This window comes from Salinisphaera aquimarina, from assembly GCF_042643355.1.
In the GTDB taxonomy this organism is placed as follows: domain Bacteria; phylum Pseudomonadota; class Gammaproteobacteria; order Nevskiales; family Salinisphaeraceae; genus Salinisphaera; species Salinisphaera aquimarina.
This window is the reverse complement of the sequence record NZ_JBHRSS010000004.1, coordinates 360293-384590: the sequence shown is the minus strand read 5'-3', so window position 1 is coordinate 384590 and position 24298 is coordinate 360293. Positions and strand designations below refer to the sequence as shown.

The window sequence follows — 24298 nt, the reverse complement described above, 5'->3', positions numbered from 1 at the left end:
GTCTTCTCCAGCGCGCGCCCGCGGTCGCGGCTATGTCGGCCTGCGGGAACGGGTCCGGGCGGCGACGGCAGCCGCTGCGCCTGGCCCTGATTGGCCCGGGGTCGCCTGCACGTGTCGTCCGCTGCCACGCCGCGCCGTGCAAGGGCTCGGATGTTTTTACCTCACCCGGTCGCGGCCAGCGCCTGTTCCAGGTCCGCGATCAGATCGTCGATATGCTCGATGCCCAGTGACAGGCGGACCATGTCAGGCGTCACGCCGGCGCTCTGCAGCTCTGCTTCGTTGAGCTGGCGGTGGGTGGTCGCGGCCGGCATCGACGCGCAGCTTTTCGCATCACCGATATTCACCAGTCGGATAAACAGCTTGAGCGCATCGTAGAACTGCACACCGGCCTCCAGCCCGCCATGAATACCGAAGCTCAGGATGCCCGATGCCTTGCCGCCCATATAGCGCTGCGCCAGGGCGTGGTCGCGGTGGCTGGCCAGGCCCGCGTAGCTTACCCAGCTCACACGCTCGTGCGCTTCCAGGTATTGGGCCACACGCTGTGTGTTCTCGCAGACGCGCTCCATGCGCAGCGCCAATGTCTCCAGCCCCTGCAGGAACAGCCAGGCGTTGAACGGGCTCATCGCGCCGCCCATGTTGCGCAGTGGCACCACCCGCGCACGGGTGATGAACGCAGCCTCGCCGACGTCCTTCGCGTAGTTCACGCCGTGGTAGGACGGATCCGGCTCGGTGAGCAGGGCAAAGCGCTCGGCGTGTTCCAGCCAGGGAAAACGTCCCGAATCCACGATCACGCCGCCGATCGTCGTGCCGTGACCGCCGATATACTTGGTCGCCGCATGCACCACGATATCGGCCCCGTGTTCGATCGGGCGCAGCAGCGTGGGCGAGGGCACGGTATTGTCCACGATCAGCGGCACGCCGTGGTCGTGGGCAATTCTCGCCAGCTGTTCCAAGTCCGCCACGTTGCCCGACGGGTTGCCGATCGACTCGCAGTAGATCGCCTTGGTGCGGGCATCGATCAGCTTGGCCATGCCCTCGAGATCGGTCTGGTCGGCGAAACGCACTTCAATGCCCTGGCGCGGCAGCGTATGCGCGAACAGGTTGTAGGTGCCGCCATAGAGTTCGCTGATCGACACCAGATTGTCGCCGGCCTCGGTGATCGTCTGGACCGCGGCGGTGATCGCCGCCATGCCGGAGGCCATCGCCAGCGCGCCCACGCCGCCTTCGAGTGCGGCGATACGCTGCTCCAGCACCGCACAGGTTGGATTCATTATCCGGCTGTAGATATTGCCCTGTACCTTCAGATCGAACAGATCCGCGGCGTGCTGGGCATCGTCGAACGCGTACGACGTGGTCTGGTGGATCGGCACGGCCACGGCGTGCTGTTCGTCGGGGGTATAGCCGGCATGCAGGGCAATGGTTTCGGGTTTCATGGATATGTTTCCTGGCCGTGGTGAATCGCAGCAATATCGATGACGGGCAATGGCTGCAGGCGTAGCCTTCCAGGCCAGCGAGCGCAAGGCCCACAATCGAAGTTAGCACCACAGGCGACGGCAATGTGGATTACGCGGGTGCCGGGAGCGGCGAACGCGTTCTTGCTGCGCACCCCGGATCGGGCAACCCGGAAACGAGCGCTCGCTGCAAGGCCGCTATAGTCCGCGCTGTAACGACGCCATGCCGGGCAGGGCGCAGGCAGCACGTTGGCTGCCTGCGCCTCGGGCTTTCTAGAGCTGATCCGCCCGCGGCGGCTTGCCCACGGCGACGTTGCTGAGGTCTTCCTGCGCCAGTCCGCGCATGAGCGCAAACATCATCCCGAATACCAGGATGAACATCGGCAGGCCGACCACGGTGATGACCTGTTGCAGGGCGGTCAGTCCGGCTTCGCCGGCAAGCACGATCAGCATGGCTGCCAGCACGCCCTCCGAAATGCCCCAGAACATGCGCTGGTGCACGGGGCCGGGATCCGCCTCGCCCGTACAGAGCATATCCACGACCAGCGACGCCGAGTCGGATGAGGTGGCGAAGAAGATCGCCACGATCACTACCGCCAGCCCCTTGATCAGGGTCGCGAACGGGAAGTGCTCGAAGAATGCGAACATGGCCAGCGGCACGCTATCGGCAACCGCGGCCGATAATTGGCCGGCCTGGGCGCCGAGCGCGGCCCGGGCTTCCTCGCCGATGCCGTCGATCTGCATGGCGGACCAGCCGAAGATGGCGAACCAGATCAGGGTAAATATCGACGGCGCGAACAACACGCCGAGCACGAATTCGCGAATCGTGCGGCCGCGCGAGATACGGGCCACGAAAATGCCGATGAACGGCGACCAGGTTACCGTCCAGGCCCAGTAGAACACGGTCCAGCTGCCTTGCCAGCCCCAGCCGCCTTCCTCGTGTGTGTACTCGGCCAGCGCGTCGTTCCAGAACGCCATCGGCACGATATTGGAGATATAAATGCCGAAGGTCTCGATGATCGAGCGCAGCAGGAACACGGTCGAGCCGGTGACCAGCACGAACAGCATAAGGGCGACGGCCATGCCGATATTGATGTTCGACAGCAGCTTGACGCCGGCGTCAAGACCGGCCGTGATCGAGGCCACCGCCACGGTGGTGAGCACCGCGATGATGATGACCTTGGTGGTCACCGAATCGGACACACCGAGCAGCTCGGTCAGGCCGGCATTGATCTGCTGGGTGCCCAGTCCGATCGATACGGCGACGCCGAACAGGGTGCCGAGAATGGCGAACACGTCGAGCGTCTTGCCCACCGGCCCATAGATACGGTCGCCGATCAGCGAATAGAACACCGAACTGAAACGCATCGGCAGATCATAACGATAGATGAAATAGGCAAATGCCAGACCGGGCAGGGTGAAGATCGCCCAGGTGTGCAGGCCCAGGTGATAGATGGCGAAGCCCATCGCATCGTCCGCGGCCTCTGGCGAGAACGGCACGACTTCCGGTCGTGGCGGCGTGGAAAAGTGCGAGATCGGCTCGGCCACGCCCCAGAACATCAGCACCGTGCCGATGCCGCCGGCAAAGAGCATGGTGAACCAGGAGATGTTGCCGTAATCCGGTTTGGCGTCGTTGCCGCCGAGACGGATCGTGCCGAAACGGCTGAGTGCGACCCACAGCAGGAACGCCACCCACGTGGTCACCCCGAATATGAAGAACCAGCCGAGGTTGGTCACGATCCAGGCGCGGCCCGCGCCGAAGGCGTCGCCGATGGGTTCGGGTGCGATCAACAAGGCGATCAGAAACACCACCATGATGCCCGCAGATACAAAAAAGATAGTCGGATCCGTCTTCAGTCCCAGCTTTCTCGCCAAGGCTTCCATGGCCTTCTCTCCCTGATGGCTGTAATTCAACATACCTTTAGCGATCGCGCGGCGCAAAAACGTCCATGCCGCGATCGAAGTGCGCCCGAGACCCAGAGACGGGCCGGGTTGAGTCCTAGCCCAAAAATAATGTTTACCGCACGACGCAGGCGTTGCGCTCGATCTGCCCGTCGTCCAGTGCAGGTCGAATGTTGACGAGGTGGTGGATTGCCAAGGCTTCTCAATAACTTCCGAACAAGAAGCCCAAGGTGGTGACGCGACAGCTCCGAGTGCGGAAGCCGTAGCCTCGGGGCACATGACAGCGATCGACGCGCCGACGGCATGGATGTCACACCGAGCATAAGGGCCGATAGCCAGTAACGCGCTGCAAGTCTGGCGGAGCGAACACCCTGTGGAAGAGTTCGCACCTTTGCGGCAAGGTGCGAGTCGCAGGGCGTAGAAAAACAGGGGCAGGGTCGATGATTGCACGATGGCTTCGGCGCGCCGGCCTGGCGCTCAGCGCGGTCGCTACGACGATCGGTCTAATCTGGTTCTGGAACCTGCGCGACCCGCATCTGCTGCTCGTTCGCGACTACGAACCGCTGCTGCTGTGTGCGTTGCTCGCTCTTGGTTTCATTACCGCGGCCTGCGCGGCACGACAATTCTCGAGAAATACGCTGCAGATCGTCTGCGTGTTGCTCGCCACTCTCACGCTCGTCGATAGCCTCCAGTTCCACCGGCTCCAGCGACGCCTGCTTTCATCGCCGAGCCCAGCGGAAATTGCGCTCAATAAGCGCCTGATCGTTGGCTTCGACGACTACGCCGTGGTCCGTCAGCTCGCGCGCAGCGGCATTGCCGGCGTATTTCTCAGCAGCCGGAATGTCGTCGGGAAAAGCCGCGCCGAGATCAAGGCACAGGTCGCCGCGCTGCAGCGCATCCGTCGCGACGTCGGCCGGCCGCCGTTGATCGTGGCGACCGACCAGGAGGGCGGCCTGGTATCGCGATTGTCGCCGCCGCTACCGTCCATGCCGGCCCTGTCATCCGTGCTTTCGGCCACCAACCCAGCACAGGAGGCCCGAGAATACGGGCGCGAGCAGGGCGCCGCGCTCGCGTCGCTGGGCGTCACCGTCAACTTCAGCCCGGTGGTCGATCTCAAGCCGAACGCAAAACCCGGCACGCTCGACTTCAACACGCGTATCGAAGAACGCGCGATATCGGACGACCCGGACATGGTCCTCCAGATCGCCAGACCATATATTCGCGGGCTCCAAGAGGCGGGCGTGACGGCCGTGCTCAAGCACTTTCCCGGCTTGCGCCGCGTCGCCGCCGATACCCATCATTTCGCGGCCCATCTGCCGACGCCCGCAGCGACACTCGAAAACAGCGACTGGCGGCCGTTCGAGACACTGCCCGCGCAGACCGACGCATGGATCATGCTCGCTCATGTCGTGCTCGACGCGGTCGATGCCGACAGGCCCGTCTCGACGTCCTCGAAAGTCATCGACTCGATCCTGCGCCAACGCCTCGGCTTCGACGGCACGCTGGTCACCGACGACCTGACCATGGGCGCCACCTACAACCGCGGCTTCTGCCAGAGCGTGCGGGACGCGATGGATGCGCAGGTCGATTACCTGCTTATTGCCTATGATTACGACAAGTACTACAGCGTCATCGCCTGCCTGACTAGCGGTCGCAGCGGCACGTAGGCGGGACCCGCACTCGGGGGACAGATTGAACGGGACCAGCTCAATCTGCCCCGATTGTTCTAAAGCGGAAGCGGGGCGCTATCGGCAATTTCGTAGCGGGTCAGCTCAGGTGGCGCGGCGATCAGCTTTGGCAACTCGCGGTTGAGCTCGGCCATATGATCGGTGGTGAAATGCGCGTCCAGCGCCTCCTGTGATTGCCACTGCTCGAAGACGCGAAAAACGTTTTCCTTATCGATGTCGATGTAGAAGTGGTAGCTGATATTGCCGTCTTCTTTCACGGTCTCGTTCGTCAGCCGTCTGAACAGCTCGATGGCTTGTTGGCGCTTGTCGGGCTGCACTTCAGCGGTTCCGGATACAACGATCATTGCGTACTCCTTGTTATTGATTGTCACTGACCCAGCCAGCGTGGAACAGGATTCGCCATGGGACCGTACGTTTTGCTGCATGTCCTCGAATGAGAAAGCACACCCAGCGACAATATTCGGTCGCCTCGCCAAGCCATTCAACAATGCTCGAGCCGACCCCAGGGGCTGTCGGTGCCACGCTCTCGATGTCGACGTTGGTTGCAAAACGAGCAGGCGAACTACTGCGGCCCCGGCTAAAGTAGCAGATACAAGAAATGTCCTCGGTTGTGCCGGTGCACTCTTGCGCTCGGCGGAGCTGACACATACCGGCGTGCCTTCTCTGAGGGCGTTACCTTCGGGGGGGATGTAGGAGCAGCGCCACTCGTGGCGATCACCTGCTTTTGTGGCCCCCGGCATTTGAATCACCTCGCGAATGTGGCTGAGCAAGACCTGAACTGAAATCCTCTTTGGGCTCGCGTTGAAAATGGGAGGCTGCGCCTTCGCGTCCTTTGGTCGCTTGCCATATAGTGATGCCGAGAGGGGCAGCTCGGGGGAATCCAGTCGTGTTGATCAACTGCGTCGCCTACCAGGAAGGCAGAAAACTTCGCGATATCGGCGTTGACGAGATCCACGCGCATGTGGAGCGCCCCGACTGCTTTGTGTGGGTCGCACTGCAGGATGCCGATGCCGACGAACTCGACCGCATGAAGGCCAACTTCGGCCTGCACGAGCTGGCCGTCGAGGATGCGCGCGACGGCCATCAGCGCCCCAAGATCGAAGAATATGACGACTCGCTGTTCGCGGTGATCCATACCGTCGATCTCGTCGAAGATGCCTTCATCTGGGGGGAGGTCGCCGTGTTCGTTGGCGAGCGCTACGTCCTGTCCGTGCGCAACCGCAGCCCACGCGGCTTTCTCGGCGTTCGCGCCCGCTGCGAACGGGAGCCGCATCTGCTGCGCAAGGGATCGGCGTTCGTGCTCTACGCATTGATGGACGCGGTGGTGGATCGCTATTTCCCCGTGGTCGACGCATTGGAGACGGAGCTCGAGGCGTTGGAGGAGCAGATCTTCGTGCGCGGTTCCGAACGCGCCAATATCGAGCGCCTCTACCAGCTCAAGCGTCAGGTCATGCATGTGAAGCACGCGGTGGAACCGTTGATCGAAGCGTCGGCGCACCTGCATGGCGGGCGCGTGCCGGCGGTGTGTCTCGACACGAAAGAGTATTTTCGCGATGTCTTCGACCATCTCTACCGCATCAACGGCGCCCTCGACAGTATTCGTGACACCATCACCACGGCCATCCAGGTGAATCTCTCGATGGTCGCGATCGAGGAAAGCGAGGTGAACAAGCGCCTCGCGGCGTGGGCGGCCATCTTCGCAGTCGCGGCCGTTTTCGCCGGCATCTGGGGCATGAATTTCCGCCACATGCCCGAGCTGGACTGGCGCTATGGCTACCTCGTGGCGCTCGCTGTCATGGCCAGCGTCTGTGGCTTGCTGTACTACCGTTTCCGCCGCGCGGGATGGTTGTAGCGACCCTACCTCGATTTTAGTAGCGTTTCGATCCGAAGCCCAAGGTTTTAGATTGCCGTATTTGTGATGATCTGCGCGGCATAGTCAGCGGGCGTCAGCCCGCGCAATTCTTTCTTCGGGCGTTCTTCGTTGTACTCGCGATGCCAGCCTCGGATGATCGAACTCGCGTGAGCCAGGCTCACGAACCAATGCTCGTTCAAGCATTCGTCTCGAAGTCGACCGTTTAAGGACTCGATGTAAGCGTTCTGGTTCGGCTTGCCGGGTTCAATCTGCTCGAGCTGGATTGCGTCAAATGCGATCGAGGGGCGCCTCGGGATCCCTAGCACCTGGGCGCAGCCGAGCGCGGCGTGACCGGGCAAACACGGGCCAGTCGCCCGACCGGACTTCGGGAATAGAGCGTTGCGAAGCCGGCGGGCTGCCTACTGACGACGGCACCGACGACACAGGCGAACACCAACAGTGCCGCCAATATCGTCAGGACGCGATCTTATCGACTAGGGGCGCGGCGAAAGACAATCACCCCAGCGCGGTGTATGCGCGATTGTGGATTGGTCGACGAGACCCGATAGGCGACGCAGTAACAACGACGCGTGGGTGCCGAGCGTTTCGAGACCCAGGTGTCGGCCGAGCCAAGTGCCGATCCAGGCGGTTGCAGAGACGTCCGCCCAAGCCACGACCTGGCCGTCGCGACCCGACAGTGAGCCAATATGTCAATTTTCCTGAAGATTGAAGTGTCCAGCCATTTCATGGCCACTTCCAGACTAATTGGGCCCGCTAGCTCAGTCTGTCTCCCATCGATCTGCCGGACAGCTGCTCCTATTCTTTGTATTATCCTCCCAGGGACATCAAGAAGCGCGTCATGAACCAAGACGTTATTTTCGACGGATTCAACGGCGTTTCGCGGCTCGATCTGTGGGTTCTCTGTCTCAAGATCACGGCCACCGGTATCACAACGACGCTGCTGATCCTGCTTGCCGTATTCACATTGTCCCTGCGTAAGCATGGCCAGAGCGAACGCTGGGCGGCCTATCATTTCATTTTGGCGAGCCTGTTCGCGACGCTGTACATCGGTGGGGATACGATGGTGCGCATCAGCGTCGCAATGGGCGATGCCCAGGAAGTCCTCATAACGTATCGACTGATATTGAGCGCTATCGTGCTGTCCGTGGCTGCTTATATCAATCTGTCCTGGGCACTGGAACCTGAACGTACTGTTTTCCGTGGCGCGATCCTTGCCGTGTACGGTGGCACCGTCGCCGTTGCCGCCTTGGTATGGGTCAACCATCCCGCTCTTATAATCGCGAGCGATGCCATCACGGTGAAGGGCAGCGCGGTCTACGCCGACTACGGTGCCGGCGCGCCGGTCTTCTTTGCGCTGTGTTTAACGCTTTTCGCGGTCGTATGCCTGCGACTGACACGTCTGGCTTATCGGGTAGGCTCAGCCATGGCATGGCGGCTGACGGTTCTGGCTGTCGTTGTGCTTTTCGCGACCGGCGTGCATGACGCGCTGCGCGAATTGGAAATCGTGTCATCGCCGGTCGGTCTTCTGTCCCTGGCCTATGCCTGCTTCCAGGTTGGTGCCTTCGGGGTACTCGCGATGCACTATTCGAGAACATTGCAGGATCGTCAGCACCAGAACCGGAAATTACGTCGCCTGACAGACGCGGTCACGCGCGACGCCAACTCAGGCCTGTTCACCCGCGGCCACCTGGAAAACAGTCTGAATCAGCTTGGTACAGCGGCGCGGGGCGGACTGTTGTTCATCGATCTCGACCGCTTCAAGATGATCAACGACCGCTTCGGGCACAGCTGTGGCGACGAACTCATCCGTGCCGTGGCCGATCGTATACGCAGTAATATGCGCGACGGCGATATCCCCTGCCGCTGGGGCGGTGACGAGTTCGTCGTGTATCTGCCCGGCACCGACTTCGAGATGCTCCAGGCCCTGACCCATCGTTTGCAGCAGACGTTCAGGACGATCGCGCTCGCGAATGCTGCGGACGCCGAGATCAGCGTGAGCATGGGCTTTGCCGAATTGTCGGACGGCGACTGGCATCTAACCCTCGAACGGGCCGACCAGGCCATGTATCACGCCAAGCACGCGGGTCGCGACCGACTCGTTATCGCCCCGCAACAGATGCCGGCCGACTCCACTCCGGCGGCGCGACGATCCGCTCTGGCAGCTCGTGGTTGAGTTCGGCCATGTGCTCGGTGGTGAAATGCGCTTCCAGCGCGTCCTGCGACTGCCAATGCTCGAACACGCGAAAAACTTTCTCGTTTTCGATGTCGATATAGCAGCGGTAGCTGATATGGCCGTCTTCTGTCACGGCCTCGTTCGTCAGCCGTTTAAAAAAAGCGTGCCGATCGGCCTGGCGCGAAAAGCGACGCTCTGGAGACGACCGCCGCCGCGGTACAAATCAGAGCGCGCTCATTTCCCGACCCGGGGCGCCGGCAGATGCCAGCCGCGGCGCAGCGCCATCAATCGCAGGAAGAAACACAGCACGGCCGCGCCGATCACCGTCGGCACAAACGGCCAGTCCAGGGTGACGCCCAGCACTGTCAACGCAGATCCCGCCAGAGCTGCCGTGGCATAGAGCTCGACCTGCTGGAGCACGGTCGGGATACGTGCAATCAGCACGTCGCGCATTATGCCGCCGCCGATACCGGTCACCATGCCGAGCACTGCGGCCATTACCGGCGAGATACCGAAGTCCAGCGCGCGGATCGTGCCGGTCACCGCGAACATCGACAGGCCCGCCGCATCGAACAGCGCGACGGGGCTCTGGATGCGATCGACCAGGCGATGGCCGAAGAAGACCACGATCGCCGCGCCCAGCGCCATCAGCGCATAACGCGGGTCCGCGATCGCGAGCGGCGGCGTCGCGCCGATCAGCAGATCCCGCGTTATGCCGCCCACCGTACCCGTGGCAAACGCCAGCACCGCAATCCCGAAGATGTCGAGGCGTCTGTGCGCCGCTGCCATCGCACCACTGATCGCGAACACGAAGGTACCCGCCAGATCGAGCACGGAAAGCAATAAGTGCATGACGGTACGGCTCGTTGGGAAAGCAGAAGACGGGAAACCCGCGGATTGTAATGGCGACGGCCCACGCCAGGCCACGACCATCCGCCTCGCCGCCGAGCACGGCCCGCCGCTCGGCACGCCATCGTCTGACATTACCGGCTGATAAGATCACCAATCAGCCGAGCAGAGCAGCCACCACATGACGGGCACAGACGAATTCGCAGGTTCGAAAGCAGAAGCGTTGCTGGATGCCCATGTCGCCTGGGTGATGGAAAGCCTGCAGGGTGATGCGCTGCGGATCGGGCTCGGACGCCGCGTCGACTGGTTACTGGAAGACGCCGCCCGCCTGCGCCTGAGTGATGTCATCAGCGTGGAGTCGGTCCAGCGCACCGCGGTCGACTACGCCGTCGACATGAAAGTGGGCGGCGCGATCCCCGCGCTCGTGGGCGATATCGCGGCCGCGCTCTACGCACATCCCATCGAGGACGAAACCACGCTGGAGGAAGTCCTCCCGGACCGCGAGTTCGAGGAATTGCTCGACAAGCTGCTGGAAATGCAGCATCTGCGCGACGAGGTGATCCACCAATCGGTATCCAATCCGGTCTTCGCCAATCTGGTGGCCCAGCTGCTGTATTCGGGTCTGCGCGGCTACGTGGCCCAGAGTAAACAGCTCGCCGCGCGGGTGCCGGGCGGCCGTACCGCGATGAAGCTGGGGCGCGCGGTGATCGACCGTGCGCCGGCGCAAATAGGCGACGCGATAGAGCGCGGCATCCAGCGCTACGTCAAGCACAACACCAAGGCCGGCATGCGGGCCAGCGAAGCGTTTCTGCACGACGCATTCGAGTCCGAAGAACTGCGCCGCGCCGTGCTCGATTTCTGGGACGATCACAAGCATCGCTCGGTCGCCTCCGTGCGCGACTTCGCCGGCCAGCTGGATATCGACGAACTGTTCGTCATCGGCTATGAATACTGGCAGCGCCTGCGCCGCACGCCGATCTACCGCCAACTCATCGAGAGCGGCGTCGAGGTCTTCTTCGACACCTACCGAGACGCCACGCTCACCGAACTGCTTGACGATATCGGCGTCACTCGCGACATGATGGTTCGCGACGCAATGCGTTTTCTGCCCCAGGTCATCGACGCATTACAGGCGAAGCACATGCTGCAGCCTGCCATCCGGCGGCAGTTCGAGGATTTCTATCGCTCGGACGCGGTCGGGGCCATTCTGCGGTGACGGCCGGAGCTGCAGCCGGTCTTGAAATCGCAGTGATCGCGGTTGGCGTCAAGCCGGCCGGATAACGGTGTCGGGAAAGTCGGGGCCGAATCGGTCCCGGCAACGCGCGCCAACTGGCAAAGACTTGTTCCTGAAGCCGAGTTTCCTCGCAGCACATCTCGCCAGGCTGGTGTCTGCGGTGCAATTCGTGCGGTCGCCTGGAAATTGCCGGCGAATACGCATAGCGTGCACACCGAGACCCATCCCAACCCCGTTACCCAGCAACCAGAACCCCATGAGCGAACAAGACCTGATCGAAGCCAGCCCTTGCAAACTGCGCAACGGCGACTGGGGCTGCAAGACCACCAATCCCGTCAAGGTCGGCGACACCGTGCAGATCGTGACACGCGCCAACAAGCAGTGGCGCGCCCAGATCACGCAGGTCGTCTGGACCGACGACCAAGCCTGGATCTGCGCGACCGAAAGCGAGAACAGCAACAAGAAGCCGAGCGCGTCGCGGGAAAAACCTGCCCCCAGGGCCGCGTCGAAGAAAAGCAGCGCCAAGGCCGCTGATCCATCACAGGCCTCGGACGACCACGTCCCCGCGCCGCCGCGTACCGACGCCATTCCCACCGACGATCTCGATGCCATGGCCGACGCCGCGGCAGAGCAGGACGGCGAATTCGATGACGTGATGAACGCCATGGCGGAGTTCGAGCGGGACGAACGCAGCTAAACGGACGGCGGATGCGCCGCAGAGTTGCGACGCGTGAAACTTGTACCGGCGGGCCCGCGAATGCCTGGCCTGGAGACGTGCTCAGCCCGCGCAGCACTTCTTGAATTTCCGGCCGCTGCCGCAGGGGCAGGGATCGTTGCGGCCCGGTTTGAGCGGCGTCACCGCGTGTTCCCCGTCCAGGTAGAACCAGCGGCCGGCTTCGCGCACGAAACGCGAGCGTTCCTCGAGCAGGGCAAAGCCGGCGTCATCGCGGCAGGCCGCGCGAAAGTGCACCCAGCCCGTATCGCCATCCTCGCCGCTGTCGATCACCTCCAGGCCCAGCCAGCGATCGCCGCTCGGCAGAGTCAGCGTGGCGGGCCGCGTGTCGGCGTGCCAGCTCGTCTTCACGTATGCCGCATCGCCGTTGGCATAGGCGCTATACCGGGCACGCATCAGCGGTTCCGGCGTGGGAGCCAGTTCGCCGCGATGATAAGGGCCACAGCAGCGCTCGTAGGCGCGGCCGGACTGACAGGGGCAGGTCATGACTAACGCAGTGACGAAGGGGTTGATGCGATGAAGCATGCGGTTGATCATCCCGTGCCTCAAGCGATTGTTCATCATAAGCCTTTCGACCCACGGCCTGCCGTGCCTGGGCGCGGTAGGCGCGTCACGGCCCAGGGCATCAGGTAATCGCTTTATCAGACAACCTGGAGGTGCCGGTTTAGCCAACCTGACTTCCAATCCCGTTTTGGTGCCAGTCAATAAGACGAGTGGCCGGAAGCGGCGGTCCGGTCATAGAGCGCAATTGCCAAGCTACCGCATGTCGTGCGTCGACCGAGACGGGGCCCGACTCTCGCCGAAACAATGGTCTACCCGTATGATCTGCGATGTTCTCAATGCAAGGGCTCAGCCATGAAAACTGACTTCGAGAATATTATGGCCTCGGCCACCGACGCCTTGCCCTTCGACACCTCGATACACGTGCGTGCCTTCGTGCTCAAGCGTTCGGCCGGCAATCTTCTTATCTACAACGCAAGCGTTTTGAGAGAGAAAGAATTGCGCGCCGATGGCGTGGAGCGAATCGAGCGTCACTATCTCAACCACTGCCATGAAGTGCAGTTTTTCAAGCCACCGCTCGACGTACCGCTCTACTGCCACGCGGATGATGCGGAAGCGGTCGCCAAGGAGACTCGGGTTTCCGACACTTTTGAGGCGCGGGGAATGCTGGACGACGATTTCGAGATCATCCCCATCCCCGGCCATACGCCCGGCGCGACGGCCTATCTCTGGAACGACGGCCAGGATCGCTTCCTGTTCACCGGAGACAGCGTAAGTCTGAGCGGTGGCGACTGGGTCGCGGCAGTGCTGGAATCGAGCGATCGTGAAAAATACGTCGAAAGCCTGGCCCGGCTGCGTGACGTGGAGTTCGACGTGCTGCTGCCCTGGGCGGCGTCGAAGGATGAACCGTTCTATGCCCGTACCAACAGCCGCGATAGCCGCCAGCGGTTTGACGCCATGATTGCGCGAATTCGCGACGGTCAGAATCACTGAGGCACTTTCGTGCTGAAGCCGTGCTCTGCTCCCTGTCATTTCTCCAGCTAGCCGATAACCCCATGTCCGAAGACCGTATTACCGAACAGCTTGCGTTCCTCGCCGAAATCGATGCGTTGAAGTCAGTCGTGCGCCAGTCTCGAATTGTCGACCGGAGCCGGCGCGAAAATTCGGCCGAACACTCCTGGCATCTCGCCATGTTCGCGTTGGTGCTTGCAGACGATGAGACCGTTGACACTGCCCGGGTCATCAAGCTCCTGCTGGTTCACGACATCGTCGAGATCGATGCGGGCGACGCGCCGATGCACGGTAACCACGACAGCAAGGAGGTGGAGGCCCGAGAAAACGCGGCCGCCGAACGCTTGTTCGGATTGCTCCCGGACGACCAGGCGGCGAAGTTGTCGGCCCTCTGGCGGGAATTCGAAGCGGCCGAAACGCCGGAAGCCAGGTTCGCCAAAGCGCTCGATCGCCTGCAACCGCTGTTGCTGAACACACTCACCGGCGGCGGAACGTGGACCGAGAACCATGTAACCGAGCAGCAGGTCCATGACCGCTATGGCCCGACGATCCAGCGCGGTTCGCCAATTTTGTGGCGCCAGGCTCAAGACCTGGTGCGGCGGCATTTTTCCGATGCCAACGATGGTCTATAACCAGCGAAGCGGTCAGTGTGCACCGGCGTCATCACGGCTGGCGCCTTGTCTTTTGAGTCACTGAGAAAGGAGATACGGCGATCCGACGCTATATTCACTGCGCCCGAAAGAGTCAGACAAAGCAATGCAGGCCGCGCGGGTCCGCGGCGTAACCCGGGTGCCGCTGAATCGAACGAAAAAACCTGTCGACGGCGCGTTTCAGGCCGGCTCAAAAGCGGAGTCGTCCAGCATGACTGCGGCCACCGAGTCAGGCCGGGTCGACCGGCGCCGGTTCGGCACGGCCCAGGCCGATCAGCAGCATCATGGCAAAAAGGACGGCAACGCAGGCCACCAGGTAAGCGTCTGAATACGCGGCCGTGGCGTCGCCACCCCGATACAGGGGATTGACCGCCGCTTCGCCGATGCGTTGGCGCGCCGAGAGCACCGTGCCGAACACGGCGGCCCCCGTGCCGGCACCCATGAAGAAGAACAGTTGATAGATGCCAAAGCCAACGCCCGCGATCCGTGTCGACAACGCCTTGGACGCCGCATTGGCCGCCGGCGAGGTGACGCCGGCATAACCGGTACTGGCGATGACCAGCGCCACGGCAACCAGCCAGGGGGCAGCACCGACGGCAAACGCCGACATGAACAACAAACCGGTCAACAGACAGGACAGGCTGATGCCTAGCACCGGGCGCGGCCCGAATTTATCCGACAGCCGGCCGATAGTTGGCGCAAGCAGGGCGACCGCGAATGCGCCGGGCGCAATCACCAGGCCGGTCTTGAATGCCGATAGGCCCAACTCGTTGATGAGCAGCAATGGCGTCAGGAACAGGCCGCCGCCAATGAAGGCCGCTTGCGACAACAGCGCGATGCCCGAGGCCGACAGGAACTGCAGATTGGCGAACAGTGCGGGTGGCACGAACGGGTGGGCAGCGCTTCGAATACGCAGAGCAAAACCGGCAATCATGACGATTGAGACAACCAGCGTGCCCCAGGCCAGCGGCGCGCCCAGACCCGCGTGGTTGGCTGCGGTCACGCCGTAGAGCAGGGCGGCTGCGCCCAAGGCAAGCAGCAACCCGCCGGGCAGATCGAGCCGCGCGAAGCGGTGCGGTTGGCGTGCACGCTCGGCGTTCAAATCCGGCAGAAAACGCCAGGCCGCGATGAACAATAGACAGACTACAGCCAGCGTACCGTAGAACAACACGCGCCATCCAAAAGCACTCACGCCCAGCCCGCCGATCACCGGACCGGTCGCCGCGCCGAGGCCAACCGCCGAAGACAAAGTGCCGAACACCACGCCGCGTTGGCCGGCTGCAAACAGCCGCGCAACCGACCCGAACGCCAGCGCTGGAATCGCTGCCGCGCCAGCGGCCTGTATCGCGCGGCCGGCGACGAGAAAACCGAAGGTCGGCGCAAGCGCACAGGTCAGCGAGCCGGCGCCGAAGACCACGAGCCCCGCCAGAAATGTGCCACGAAAACTGTAGCTGTCTGACACGCGCCCATACAGCGCGACGCCCGTCGCAAATACAATCGAAAAGGCCGTAATCACCCAGCCGGACGAACTGGGCGCCACGCCAAGATCGCTGCTGATCGTCGGGATCGCCACGTTGACCATGCTGTTGTTGAGCACGCTCGTGAAGGCAGCCAGCACCATGACCAGCAACAGCGGGTTGGCGAGTGGAGACGCAGATGCCGTGTCGGAGAACCGATTCATCTAAGAAACCTCTGACTGAATCGTCACGGTCGCGCCGGAGTACGTTGCGCGTGGTTGGCAAGGAAGGGAGAGCGTAGCGTGCTCATTGCACGGTAGCGAGCCATGACGCCGTCCAGGCGCGCGCAAAGCCCCGGCCCCGAAGGCGTTTGGGACTCAAACGCAATTCGTGGGCTTCAATCAGGGGATCCTGATGAGTCGCACGCGGGAACGGCGCTCACTTTGACACGAAGCCATTCTGGCAGCGAGGCGCCGGGTCGTCCGGCGTATCGCGCCTGGTTATCGCGTGCCGTGTGGATTGACTGAACCACAGCAGGCGACGGTTTGTTTTGCCTGTTCTCGGTGTCGGGACAGCGCTACGTGGCGCTCAAGGTTCTCGGGCTGTCTGCCACGGAGCCCTGGAAGGTGGCGTTTCAAGATCTGATCCCGCGCCCGGAATCGAGCGTTGTCCAAAGACAGTCTTTCCCGAAAATCCAGCCTCGCCTTGAAAAATCGCTCGGTTACCGGCACCTAGGTGGGGTAACGCGGCGCCGCGCGGCCGACAATCATCGACGCGCTTCGCGCCTTTTCACGATTCTGGAGCCCCGTATGACGGATACCGTCAAGAGCATCAACCCGGCCACCGGCCAGACCATTCGCGAGTTCGACACGATTTCGGACGAGCAGCTCAATCAGAAGATCGAGCAGACCCACGAGGCGTTTCTCGACTGGAAACAACGCTCATTCGACGAGCGCGGCGCTCTGATCCGCAAGGTCGGTGAGCTGCTCGCCGCGAACAAGGATCGCCTGGCCCGCTTGGCCACCGACGAGATGGGCAAGCCGATCGCCCAGGGCCCGGGCGAGCTCGATCTCTGCAAGGGCATCTGCGATTACAGCGCCGACAACGCCGCCGACATGCTGGCCGACGAAACCCGCGATCTGCCGGGCGGCCGTGCGCTTGTTTCCCACCAGCCGATTGGCGTGATCTTCGGCATTCAGCCCTGGAACTTCCCGTTCTATCAGGTGGTTCGCTATACGATCGCCAACCTGATGGCCGGCAACACGGTGCTGCTCAAGCACGCGCCCAACGTCTGGGGTTGTGCCGAGGCGCTGGAAGACATCTTCCGCGAAGCCGGCGTGCCCGAGAACGTATTCAACGTGCTCTATATCCACGACGCACAGGCCAGCCAGGTCACCGAACATCCGCGCGTACGTGGCGTGACCTTTACCGGCAGTGCCGCGACCGGCCGCAAGATCGCCGCGGATGCCGGCCAGCATCTCAAGAAAACCGTGCTGGAACTCGGCAGCAACGATGCCTTCCTCGTGCTCGAAGATGCCGATATCGACAAGGCGGTAGACGCCTGCGTCACGGGCCGAATCAACAACAACGGCCAGACCTGCGTAGCGGCCAAGCGCTTCGTGGTCGTCGATGCGGTCTACGACAAGTTCCGCGACGCTTATGTCGAGAAGATGAAGCAGGTCGAGTTCGGCGACCCGTCGGACAAGAACACCGCGCTCGGCCCGTTGGCCCGCGAGGACCTGCGCGACAAGCTGCATGCGCAGGTCAAGGAATCGGTCGCCAACGGCGCGACCTGTACCATCGGCGGCGAAGTCCCCGATGTCGAGGGCTTCTTCTATCCGACCACCGTGCTGGAAAACGTCAGGCCCGGCATGCCGGCCTACGACGGCGAACTGTTCGGGCCGGTCGCCTCGCTGATTCGTGCCAAGGACGAAGCCGATGCCATCCGTATCGCCAACGACTCGGTCTACGGCCTGGGCGGCGGCATCTTCTCCAAGGATGAAGACCGCGCCGTACGCCTCGCGCGGGATCATTTCGACACCGGCATGGTCAGCATCAACGGCTACTTCATTGCCCAGCCCAATCTGCCCTTCGGCGGCGTCAAGGACAGCGGCCACGGCCGCGAACACGGCGGCTTCGGAATGCGTGAATTCGTCAACAGCAAATCGCTGATGATCGCGCAGTAGCACAGGCGTCTATACCCGACCGCCGATTTCGGCGGTGCCTGAAAGCCCTCGGCCCTCGGTCGGGGGCTTTTTCTTGGAAGCCAGGATTATCGGGGGCCAGGCGCAGGTCGGTTCTAACCCGGCTGCGGTGCTGGAATGTGGCCACAGATACCTCCAATCTCACAATTCGCCTGCCTACAGAAGATATTGCCTTGGCCAAGCAATATGCGAAAACCAATGGGTCGAGCGTGACTGAAGTCACCGATCGTTATCTGCGGCGGATTCGTCTACTCGACAGGGAAGTGCCGCGGCCTGTGCTGGACGAAATCACGGGTCTGCTGCCGCCGGGCGTCGATGTAGAGGCCGAGATCGAAGAACGCCGGCAGGGCAAGCACGGACAGTGATTCTGGTCGACCTTAGCCATATCGTCACTCGCAATGTCCGAGACTTCGGCACGTCGCCCGTGCCGGCACTTACGCCAGAGGAATACCTGCTCGATATCCGGCCGTGAGGGTGTCGTCCATGAACTTGGGGGTGCCCGGGAAGACCGGAATCGAGGTGGGGCAGGCGATAGCGGTGTTAATTGCTGTTATTTTCGCCGCTCTCGTGACACACCACTATCGCATCGTTGCGTCTGCAGCGATCACAGCATGACATCATGTGATCCGACGCGCCGAAAATCCCAATTCGGATGGCGTGCCCCAGCCCCGGGCCCGAGCTTTTACGGGCTGGTGGCAATACAACCCCAAATTTGATCGCTCCTTGCTCTATGAAAACACCCAAAACGCTGCTTCCCCTGTTTGATGACGGCATTATCGATACCGTGGTCAGCCGACTTCAGAGCGGTAAGGAAGCGACTGTTTATATTGTGACCAGCGGGTCCGCAACGCGCTGTGCCAAGGTTTACAAACAGTCACAGCAGCGCAGCTTTCACAAGGCCGCGGAATATACCGAGGGGCGCAAGGCCCGGGGCAGTCGCAATGCGCGTGCTGCGGGCAAGCGCACGCAATACGGTCGCAAGGTTCAGGAAGCCGAGTGGAAAAACGCCGAGGTCGATGCCTTGTACAAGTTGTACGGTGCGGATATTCGTGTCCCGAAACCCTTTGGCGTTTTCGACGGCGTGTTGCTCATGGAACTCGTGCTCGATGCCGAGGGGCGTCCGGCGCCCAGACTGGGCGAGGTCGAAATGACGCCCGCGCAAGCGGTCGAATGGCACACGTTCATGATCCGGCAAATCGTGCGCATGCTCTGTGTCGGCCTGATTCACGGCGATTTGTCGGAATACAACGTGCTGGTGGGTCCGGACGGCCCGGTCATTATCGATCTGCCGCAGGCGGTGGACGCAGCCAGCAACAACAATACCTTTCGCATGTTCGCTCGCGATGTAAACAACCTGCGCGCCACGTTCGGGCGGGTAGCGCCTGAGATATTGGAAACAGAATATGCCCTCGAGATATGGGGCTTGTACGAGGCGGCGGAACTCGCGCCGGAAACACCGTTGACGGGGCTGTTTACGCGTGACGAAACGGCGGCCGACGTGGGCGCGGTGCTGGACCAGATCGAAGAAGCGCGGCGCGAAGCCGAAGCGCGTCAGCGTGGGCGTGAGGAAGCGGAGGAAGGCTCTCACCCGTCGTGACGGGCGTTACCGCCAGTTGCGCCAACCCGGTTTTCCGTTGAGTACAAGACAAATTTTGACGCCGGTGGCTTTTCGGGAAGAAGAAAATCGAGGCCCCGTAAAATCAGATGTCATCAGTCGTGAGCGCGAACTCCAACTCGGTTATCGATTCTAGAAGGAATCCCGCTTGATACCCTTTTCCCAGACGAATCCCTACCGTTCGCAACGCAGCGCGACCTATGCCCGGCATGGCATGGTCAGTGCTACGCAGCCGATGGCTGCACAGGCCGGCCGCGATATCCTCGCTCGGGGCGGCAATGCCGTCGACGCGGCGATCGCCACCGCTGCGGCCTTGACGGTTGTCGAGCCCACCTCGAACGGTATCGGCGGCGATGCCTTTGCATTGGTATGGATAGCCGACGCGCAGGGCGGCGGCGCGCTGCACGGGCTCAATGCGAGTGGTCGGTCTCCGCAGTCTTTGACTCGCCAGGCGGTGCTCGATGCCGGGCATGAAGCGATGCCGCGTGACGGCTGGATACCGGTCACGGTGCCGGGCGCGCCGTCGGCGTGGGCGGCGCTGGCCGAGCGCTTTGGCCGACTCGATTTCGCCGAGCTCCTGGAGCCGGCGATTAAGCTTGCTCGGTACGGCTTTCCGGTCTCGCCCGTGATCAGCCAGATGTGGCAGCGTGCCGTGGCGACCTTTAACGCCGAGCCGCGTAACAGTGCGACGGCGCACTGGTTCGAGACGTTCGCCCCGCACGGCGATGCGCCGCAACCGGGCGACATATTCATCAGTGAAGCGCACGCCCGCACGCTGGACGAACTCGCTCACACTCGCTGTGAAAGCTTTTACCGCGGCGACCTTGCCAGGCGCATCGACGAATTCTCGCGCCAGACCGGCGGCTATCTGCGTGCAAGCGACCTGGCGGATCACAGGGTCGAATGGGTCGAGCCGATCTCCACTCGTTACCGTGGCGTGGATATCTGGGAAATACCGCCCAACGGGCAGGGCATCATTGCCTTGATGGCGTTGAATATCGTCAGCGGTTATGGCGATTTACATGCGCGCGATGACTTGACCGTCCTCCATCGCCAGTGCGAGACGATGAAGCTCGCGTATACCGACGGACACAAGTACGTCGCACACGCTGAACATATGCGAACACCCGTGGACGCGTTGCTGAGCGCCGAGTACGCCGCGACTCGTCGTGACCTGATTGGCGAGCACGCGCTCGATCCGTTTCCGGGGGATCCGTATTCGGGCGGTACCGTCTATTTCGCCACGGCCGACGGCGACGGCAATATGGTCTCGTTCATCCAGAGCAATTACCACGATTTCGGCTCGGGCATCGTAGTGCCCGATACCGGCATCAACCTGCAGGACCGCGGCTTCGGTTTCACGCTGGAAGCCGGCCATGACAACACGCTGGCGCCCGGCAAGAAGCCGTTTCATACCATCATTCCGGGCTTCATGACGCGCGACGGCGAACCGATCGGACCGTTCGGCGTCATGGGGGGCTTCATGCAGCCCCAAGGGCATATGCAGGTGGTGATGAACCTTCTGGACTTCGGGCTCAATCCGCAGGCGGCCCTGGATGCACCGCGCTGGCAATGGATGGGCGGACGCAGGATTGCCGTCGAACAGGAATACCCACCGCATCTGGTGCGAGCAATGGCCGAGCGCGGTCACGACATGCACGTGAATCACGACTCGACTCGCTTCGGTCGCGGCCAGATCATCATCCGCGACGCGGCGACCGGTGTGCTGTGCGGTGGCACCGAGCCGCGCGCGGATTCATCCATCGCCGTGCTTTGAATTCTCAACGGACCGCGCAGCAGCCGAGCGGGACCAGCTTTTGGATTGTGCGACGCAGATGAAGTCAGAGCGAAAGACTGATCCCGCACGCGCCACATGTGCTCACGCACGCCATGAAGACAGCCGATTCATCGAATACCGAGATCCAACGCCAGCAGCGCGCGGGAATTCGTCGCAGGTGTAGCAATTTGCTACAATCAGGCCGTCATCCTACAGAGGACACCCGACACGGCCGGCACATCTATACGCGTCTCTGAAGAGCTCGCCCTTACATCCAAGGCCGAGTCGCAACTGATGCAGCGCTCGCAAGCAGGTCAGATTGAATACTGGGCACGTATCGGCCGCGCCATCGAACATTCCGGGCAGTTCGACTACCAGCATATTGCAAGCGCCTTGAAGGGCGAAGTCGCTGTAGATCAGCTGACGTCCTACGAAAAACCGGTCTATGACGAATTGCACGACGAGGCCATGCGCCATAGTTCCGCAACAGAGATACGCGAACACCGGCAGCGTATCCAGGCCATGCGACAAGCGGGTGTGGATATCGAGAGTCTGGGTGATTGATGGCTCGGAGCAGCCAGCCGACGTTGTTTCTGCTGGCAGGTCCCAACGGCGCGGGTAAGTCGACGCTGTACGCCGACCGCATCAAACCGAAAACCAACGCGCCTTTCGTCAACGCCGACCTCATACAAGGGCCTGTTGCCGTTCCACGCGGCACCGCGTTGCGACCCAAAATCGCGCCAGGCAAGGCGCAGGGCGCAGGCCTTGGTCATTCCAAGGCCAAGTCCTGCAACGCCGGATGGCGCGATTTTGGGCTGCAACCCTGCGGGACGAGGTCCATTTTTCCGCAATACGGCGTTGCAGCTCGCTTATGTAGCGCAGCTACACGGCACTCGCCGCGCCTTGTCTTGCAGAAAAATGGCCCTCGGCGCGGGGTCGCGTGGAGCGGCAATAGGCCCTAGAAGCGTGGCAGGCCGAGCGCGGCGGCGCTTCTCCTGACGATGCTTATGCCGCGAGCAAGGAAGCCGCCGCCCAACGCGAGCAATTGATTTCAGAGCGCCGGTCGTTTGTGTCCGAAACGGTGTTTTCGCACCCGAGCAAGCTGACGTTGATACAGACGGCGCTCGATGCAGGTTATCGCGTCGTTCTGTTCCACGTGAATGTACGTCATGCCGACTTCTCGGTGGCGCGTGTCGGGGCCCGCGTCATCATGGGCGGCCATCCCGTACCCGAAGACAAGATTCGGGAACGATACGATCGCAACCCGGCGTTGATCCGCGAGGCCGCTAATCTGGCCAGCGTGACGCATGTCTACGACAACTCTCGGGTTGGTCAGCCGCCGCGGTGGCTGTTGACGCTAGTACGCGGAGAGGTGGTTCGGCAGTGCAGGGATGGGACGTTGCCCGTTTGGGCTGAGGCGTTGTATCTCTAGCAGCTCGATTCGAGCACCGTCGGTAGCTGTTCCGGGCCAAGTGTTGCTTCTCGAGAAAAAAGCAGACCTGATGCTGCGCCGCCGACGCCAGTTGGGACGCGAGCATATGGGGGCTTCTTATCGTTATTTGAGAGTACCTGTCGCTCGGTCTCGCATAAAAGCAAAATGCAAGACCTGATCCGCGCTCGCGCGAGGAAGCGCTTTAGCCGGTAATGGCGAGATGCGCACGCACCGCGGCCGCGATCCGATCCATGAGGTCGCTGGTCGCCGCCAGCCAGGCCTGCATCTCGATAAAGCCGTGAATCACGCCCGGGTAGTGGGCATGATCGACGTCGACGCCGTCATCGGCCAAGCGGGCAGCATAGAGCACGCCTTCATCCATGAGCACATCGGCCCCGGCCGTGATAACGAGCGCCGGCGCCGTGCTTTCCAGTGTGTCCGCCAGAATCGGCGACACCCGCCAGTCGAGCGGGTCGGTATTGGCATCCACGCTGCGCTGGCCGAACCAGGCCATGAGTTCGGCAGTGAGCGGCGGAACGTTCGCGTTGCGACCCTTCGACGGATAGCTGCGGGCGGCCTCGCGCAAGTCGGTGGCCGGGTAAATCAACACCTGCAAGGCCAGGGGCCAGCCGGCGTCGCGCGCCGCAAGCGCGACCACAGCCGACAGATGACCGCCCGCGCTGTCGCCGCCCACTGCGAGCCGATGTACATCGATATCGAACTCGGCCGCGTGTTCGACGAGATAGCCATAGGCCGCGATCGCGTCGTCGGAAGAAGCCGGCAAACAATGCTCCGGAGCCAGGCGATAATCCACCGCGACAAGCTGACAGCCTGCGCGCCGGGCCAATTGTCGACACACGCGATCGTGCGATTCCAGATCACCTAGGACCCAGCCGCCGCCGTGAAAATAGACCAACGTGGGCGCCGCACCTTCGGCCAGCCCGTCCGGGCGATAGCGCCGCGCACCCAGATTGCGGCCGTCGAGCGTCAGCTCGTGCTCAACGGTCTGGCCCATCGGCACCGGCTCGCCGCCACTCTTGGCCAGGGTGTCGATATAGAACTGGCGCGCATCGGCCAGGCCGAGATCGGCGAACGCAATGTCGGCTTCGCGCATCCTGGCGACAACGCCAGCGACTTCGGTGGTTAGCGACATGAGCAATCCTTGTAAAGCAAGCTGAGTTCAGCGGGCTTGATAGCACGATTGTATGGGCTGGTGCACACCGCGAGCTCTATCTCCGGAATTCCGAGCTGTGTTCATGGCACCGTGTTGCGCCTGGAACACGAGTCCCGCGAATCGTGTGCAAAATGCAAGTCCTGATCCTAAATTCCTCTCAAGACCTGGCCCTCGCTCGCGCGTTGCGCGATGACTGCCCGGTGGTGTGAATTGGCTTACCCTTCAATCATGACCGGTATTGTCGACGAACATGCGGAGGAACTGGCGGCGCTGGCGCGCCTGGAGTTGTTCGGCTCCGCCGCCACCGGCGAGTTCGACCCGGAGACTAGTGATCTGGATTTTTTGGTGGAGTTCCAGAATCCGGGGCCTGACGGCAAGTTCAACGACTATTTCGGGCTGCTTGATGAGTTGACCGCGTTGTTTGGCCGCCATATCGACCTGGTCAGCGTGCGAGCGATCAAAAACCCATACTTCATGAAAAGCGTGAACGAGACACGGCGGCCCGTTTATGGCGCGTAGTGTAGCCATGTATCTGCACGGTATGTTGCAGGCGGCACGGGGATTCGTCGGTTCA

Annotated in this window: 21 protein-coding genes and 3 pseudogenes; 15 read left to right on the top strand and 9 right to left on the bottom strand. The window is 62.2% G+C overall.

From position 1 onward, the window contains the following. Nucleotides 1-161: 161 nt before the first annotated feature. Complete coding sequence (locus ACFOSU_RS12145) at nucleotides 162-1433, bottom strand: O-acetylhomoserine aminocarboxypropyltransferase/cysteine synthase family protein (protein ID WP_380689949.1); 1272 nt, start codon at nucleotides 1431-1433, stop codon at nucleotides 162-164. A gap of 291 nt (nucleotides 1434-1724) precedes the next feature. After that, nucleotides 1725-3335, bottom strand: coding sequence for a BCCT family transporter (locus tag ACFOSU_RS12140; RefSeq protein ID WP_380689945.1), 1611 nt, complete (start codon nucleotides 3333-3335; stop codon nucleotides 1725-1727). Between the two features lie 458 nt (nucleotides 3336-3793). Here ACFOSU_RS12140 and ACFOSU_RS12135 point away from each other — a divergent pair, with 458 nt between their 5' ends. Then, complete coding sequence (locus tag ACFOSU_RS12135; RefSeq protein WP_380689943.1) at nucleotides 3794-5020, top strand: glycoside hydrolase family 3 N-terminal domain-containing protein; 1227 nt, start codon at nucleotides 3794-3796, stop codon at nucleotides 5018-5020. Between the two features lie 59 nt (nucleotides 5021-5079). Here the strand turns inward: ACFOSU_RS12135 and ACFOSU_RS12130 are convergent, their stop codons facing one another. Continuing rightward, a complete protein-coding gene (locus ACFOSU_RS12130; protein WP_380689941.1) occupies nucleotides 5080-5385 on the bottom strand; it encodes a putative quinol monooxygenase in 306 nt (101 codons plus the stop codon). A 542-nt stretch (nucleotides 5386-5927) separates the two neighbouring features. On the opposite strand from ACFOSU_RS12130, the gene corA reads away from it, so the two are divergent. Beyond that, on the top strand, nucleotides 5928-6893 hold the full coding sequence (corA, locus tag ACFOSU_RS12125) for a magnesium/cobalt transporter CorA (protein WP_380689939.1): 966 nt from the start codon (nucleotides 5928-5930) through the stop codon (nucleotides 6891-6893). Nucleotides 6894-6940: 47 nt separating this feature from the next. Here corA and ACFOSU_RS12120 read toward each other — a convergent pair. Beyond that, nucleotides 6941-7177, bottom strand: a pseudogene (locus ACFOSU_RS12120) (integrase core domain-containing protein); the annotation flags it as partial. Nucleotides 7178-7752: 575 nt separating this feature from the next. Here ACFOSU_RS12120 and ACFOSU_RS12115 point away from each other — a divergent pair. Further along, entirely contained in the window at nucleotides 7753-9087 is a 1335-nt protein-coding gene (locus ACFOSU_RS12115; protein ID WP_380689937.1) for a GGDEF domain-containing protein, read from the top strand. Here the strand turns inward: ACFOSU_RS12115 and ACFOSU_RS12110 are convergent. Both ACFOSU_RS12110 and ACFOSU_RS12105 read right to left on the bottom strand, forming a co-directional pair. Further along, nucleotides 9014-9235 carry a putative quinol monooxygenase gene (locus ACFOSU_RS12110; RefSeq protein ID WP_380690029.1) on the bottom strand — a complete coding sequence of 74 codons (222 nt, stop codon included), beginning with the start codon at nucleotides 9233-9235 and terminating at the stop codon, nucleotides 9014-9016. The two genes, ACFOSU_RS12115 and ACFOSU_RS12110, sit on opposite strands and share 74 nt — an antisense overlap. Nucleotides 9236-9321: 86 nt before the next feature. Then, nucleotides 9322-9939: a trimeric intracellular cation channel family protein gene (locus ACFOSU_RS12105; RefSeq protein ID WP_380689935.1), complete on the bottom strand. Its 618-nt coding sequence runs from the start codon at nucleotides 9937-9939 to the stop codon at nucleotides 9322-9324. 178 nt (nucleotides 9940-10117) lie between these two features. Between ACFOSU_RS12105 and ACFOSU_RS12100 the strand changes: the two genes are divergently transcribed. Then, entirely contained in the window at nucleotides 10118-11152 is a 1035-nt protein-coding gene (locus ACFOSU_RS12100; protein ID WP_380689933.1) for a hypothetical protein, read from the top strand. Between the two features lie 274 nt (nucleotides 11153-11426). Further along, nucleotides 11427-11867, top strand: a complete 441-nt coding sequence (locus ACFOSU_RS12095; RefSeq protein WP_380689931.1) for a hypothetical protein — start codon at nucleotides 11427-11429, stop codon at nucleotides 11865-11867. A gap of 81 nt (nucleotides 11868-11948) precedes the next feature. On the opposite strand, the gene ACFOSU_RS12090 is transcribed toward ACFOSU_RS12095, so the two are convergent. Continuing rightward, the gene (locus ACFOSU_RS12090) at nucleotides 11949-12428 is read right to left on the bottom strand and encodes a YchJ family protein (protein ID WP_380689929.1); all 480 of its coding nucleotides are present in this window, start codon (nucleotides 12426-12428) and stop codon (nucleotides 11949-11951) included. 354 nt (nucleotides 12429-12782) lie between these two features. Between ACFOSU_RS12090 and ACFOSU_RS12085 the strand changes: the two genes are divergently transcribed. Together ACFOSU_RS12085 and ACFOSU_RS12080 are read left to right on the top strand one after the other, a co-directional pair. After that, nucleotides 12783-13397 (top strand): MBL fold metallo-hydrolase, encoded by a 615-nt coding sequence (locus ACFOSU_RS12085; RefSeq protein WP_380689927.1) that lies wholly within the window; start codon nucleotides 12783-12785, stop codon nucleotides 13395-13397. Between the two features lie 62 nt (nucleotides 13398-13459). Continuing rightward, the gene (locus tag ACFOSU_RS12080; RefSeq protein WP_380689925.1) at nucleotides 13460-14047 is read left to right on the top strand and encodes an HD domain-containing protein; all 588 of its coding nucleotides are present in this window, start codon (nucleotides 13460-13462) and stop codon (nucleotides 14045-14047) included. 247 nt (nucleotides 14048-14294) lie between these two features. On the opposite strand, the gene ACFOSU_RS12075 is transcribed toward ACFOSU_RS12080, so the two are convergent. Then, the gene (locus tag ACFOSU_RS12075) at nucleotides 14295-15746 is read right to left on the bottom strand and encodes an MFS transporter (RefSeq protein ID WP_380689923.1); all 1452 of its coding nucleotides are present in this window, start codon (nucleotides 15744-15746) and stop codon (nucleotides 14295-14297) included. Nucleotides 15747-16331: 585 nt separating this feature from the next. Between ACFOSU_RS12075 and ACFOSU_RS12070 the strand changes: the two genes are divergently transcribed. The 7 genes and pseudogenes from ACFOSU_RS12070 to ACFOSU_RS12040 form a co-directional block, all read left to right on the top strand. After that, entirely contained in the window at nucleotides 16332-17708 is a 1377-nt protein-coding gene (locus ACFOSU_RS12070; RefSeq protein WP_380689921.1) for an NAD-dependent succinate-semialdehyde dehydrogenase, read from the top strand. Between the two features lie 137 nt (nucleotides 17709-17845). Next, a complete protein-coding gene (locus tag ACFOSU_RS12065; protein ID WP_380689919.1) occupies nucleotides 17846-18091 on the top strand; it encodes a DUF6364 family protein in 246 nt (81 codons plus the stop codon). Nucleotides 18092-18099: 8 nt separating this feature from the next. After that, nucleotides 18100-18198 (top strand): annotated as a pseudogene (locus ACFOSU_RS12060) (pilus assembly protein); the annotation flags it as partial. A gap of 258 nt (nucleotides 18199-18456) precedes the next feature. Next, entirely contained in the window at nucleotides 18457-19323 is an 867-nt protein-coding gene (locus ACFOSU_RS12055; protein WP_380690027.1) for a PA4780 family RIO1-like protein kinase, read from the top strand. A 166-nt stretch (nucleotides 19324-19489) separates the two neighbouring features. Next, entirely contained in the window at nucleotides 19490-21118 is a 1629-nt protein-coding gene (locus tag ACFOSU_RS12050; protein ID WP_380689917.1) for a gamma-glutamyltransferase family protein, read from the top strand. Nucleotides 21119-21244: 126 nt separating this feature from the next. Beyond that, nucleotides 21245-21682, top strand: a complete 438-nt coding sequence (locus tag ACFOSU_RS12045) for a TA system antitoxin ParD family protein (RefSeq protein ID WP_380690025.1) — start codon at nucleotides 21245-21247, stop codon at nucleotides 21680-21682. 472 nt (nucleotides 21683-22154) lie between these two features. Further along, a pseudogene (locus ACFOSU_RS12040) lies at nucleotides 22155-22550 on the top strand (zeta toxin family protein); the annotation flags it as partial. A 202-nt stretch (nucleotides 22551-22752) separates the two neighbouring features. Here the strand turns inward: ACFOSU_RS12040 and ACFOSU_RS12035 are convergent. Continuing rightward, complete coding sequence (locus ACFOSU_RS12035; RefSeq protein ID WP_380689915.1) at nucleotides 22753-23703, bottom strand: alpha/beta hydrolase; 951 nt, start codon at nucleotides 23701-23703, stop codon at nucleotides 22753-22755. Nucleotides 23704-23952: 249 nt separating this feature from the next. On the opposite strand from ACFOSU_RS12035, the gene ACFOSU_RS12030 reads away from it, so the two are divergent. Beyond that, complete coding sequence (locus tag ACFOSU_RS12030) at nucleotides 23953-24243, top strand: nucleotidyltransferase family protein (protein WP_380689913.1); 291 nt, start codon at nucleotides 23953-23955, stop codon at nucleotides 24241-24243. Nucleotides 24244-24298: the final 55 nt, after the last annotated feature.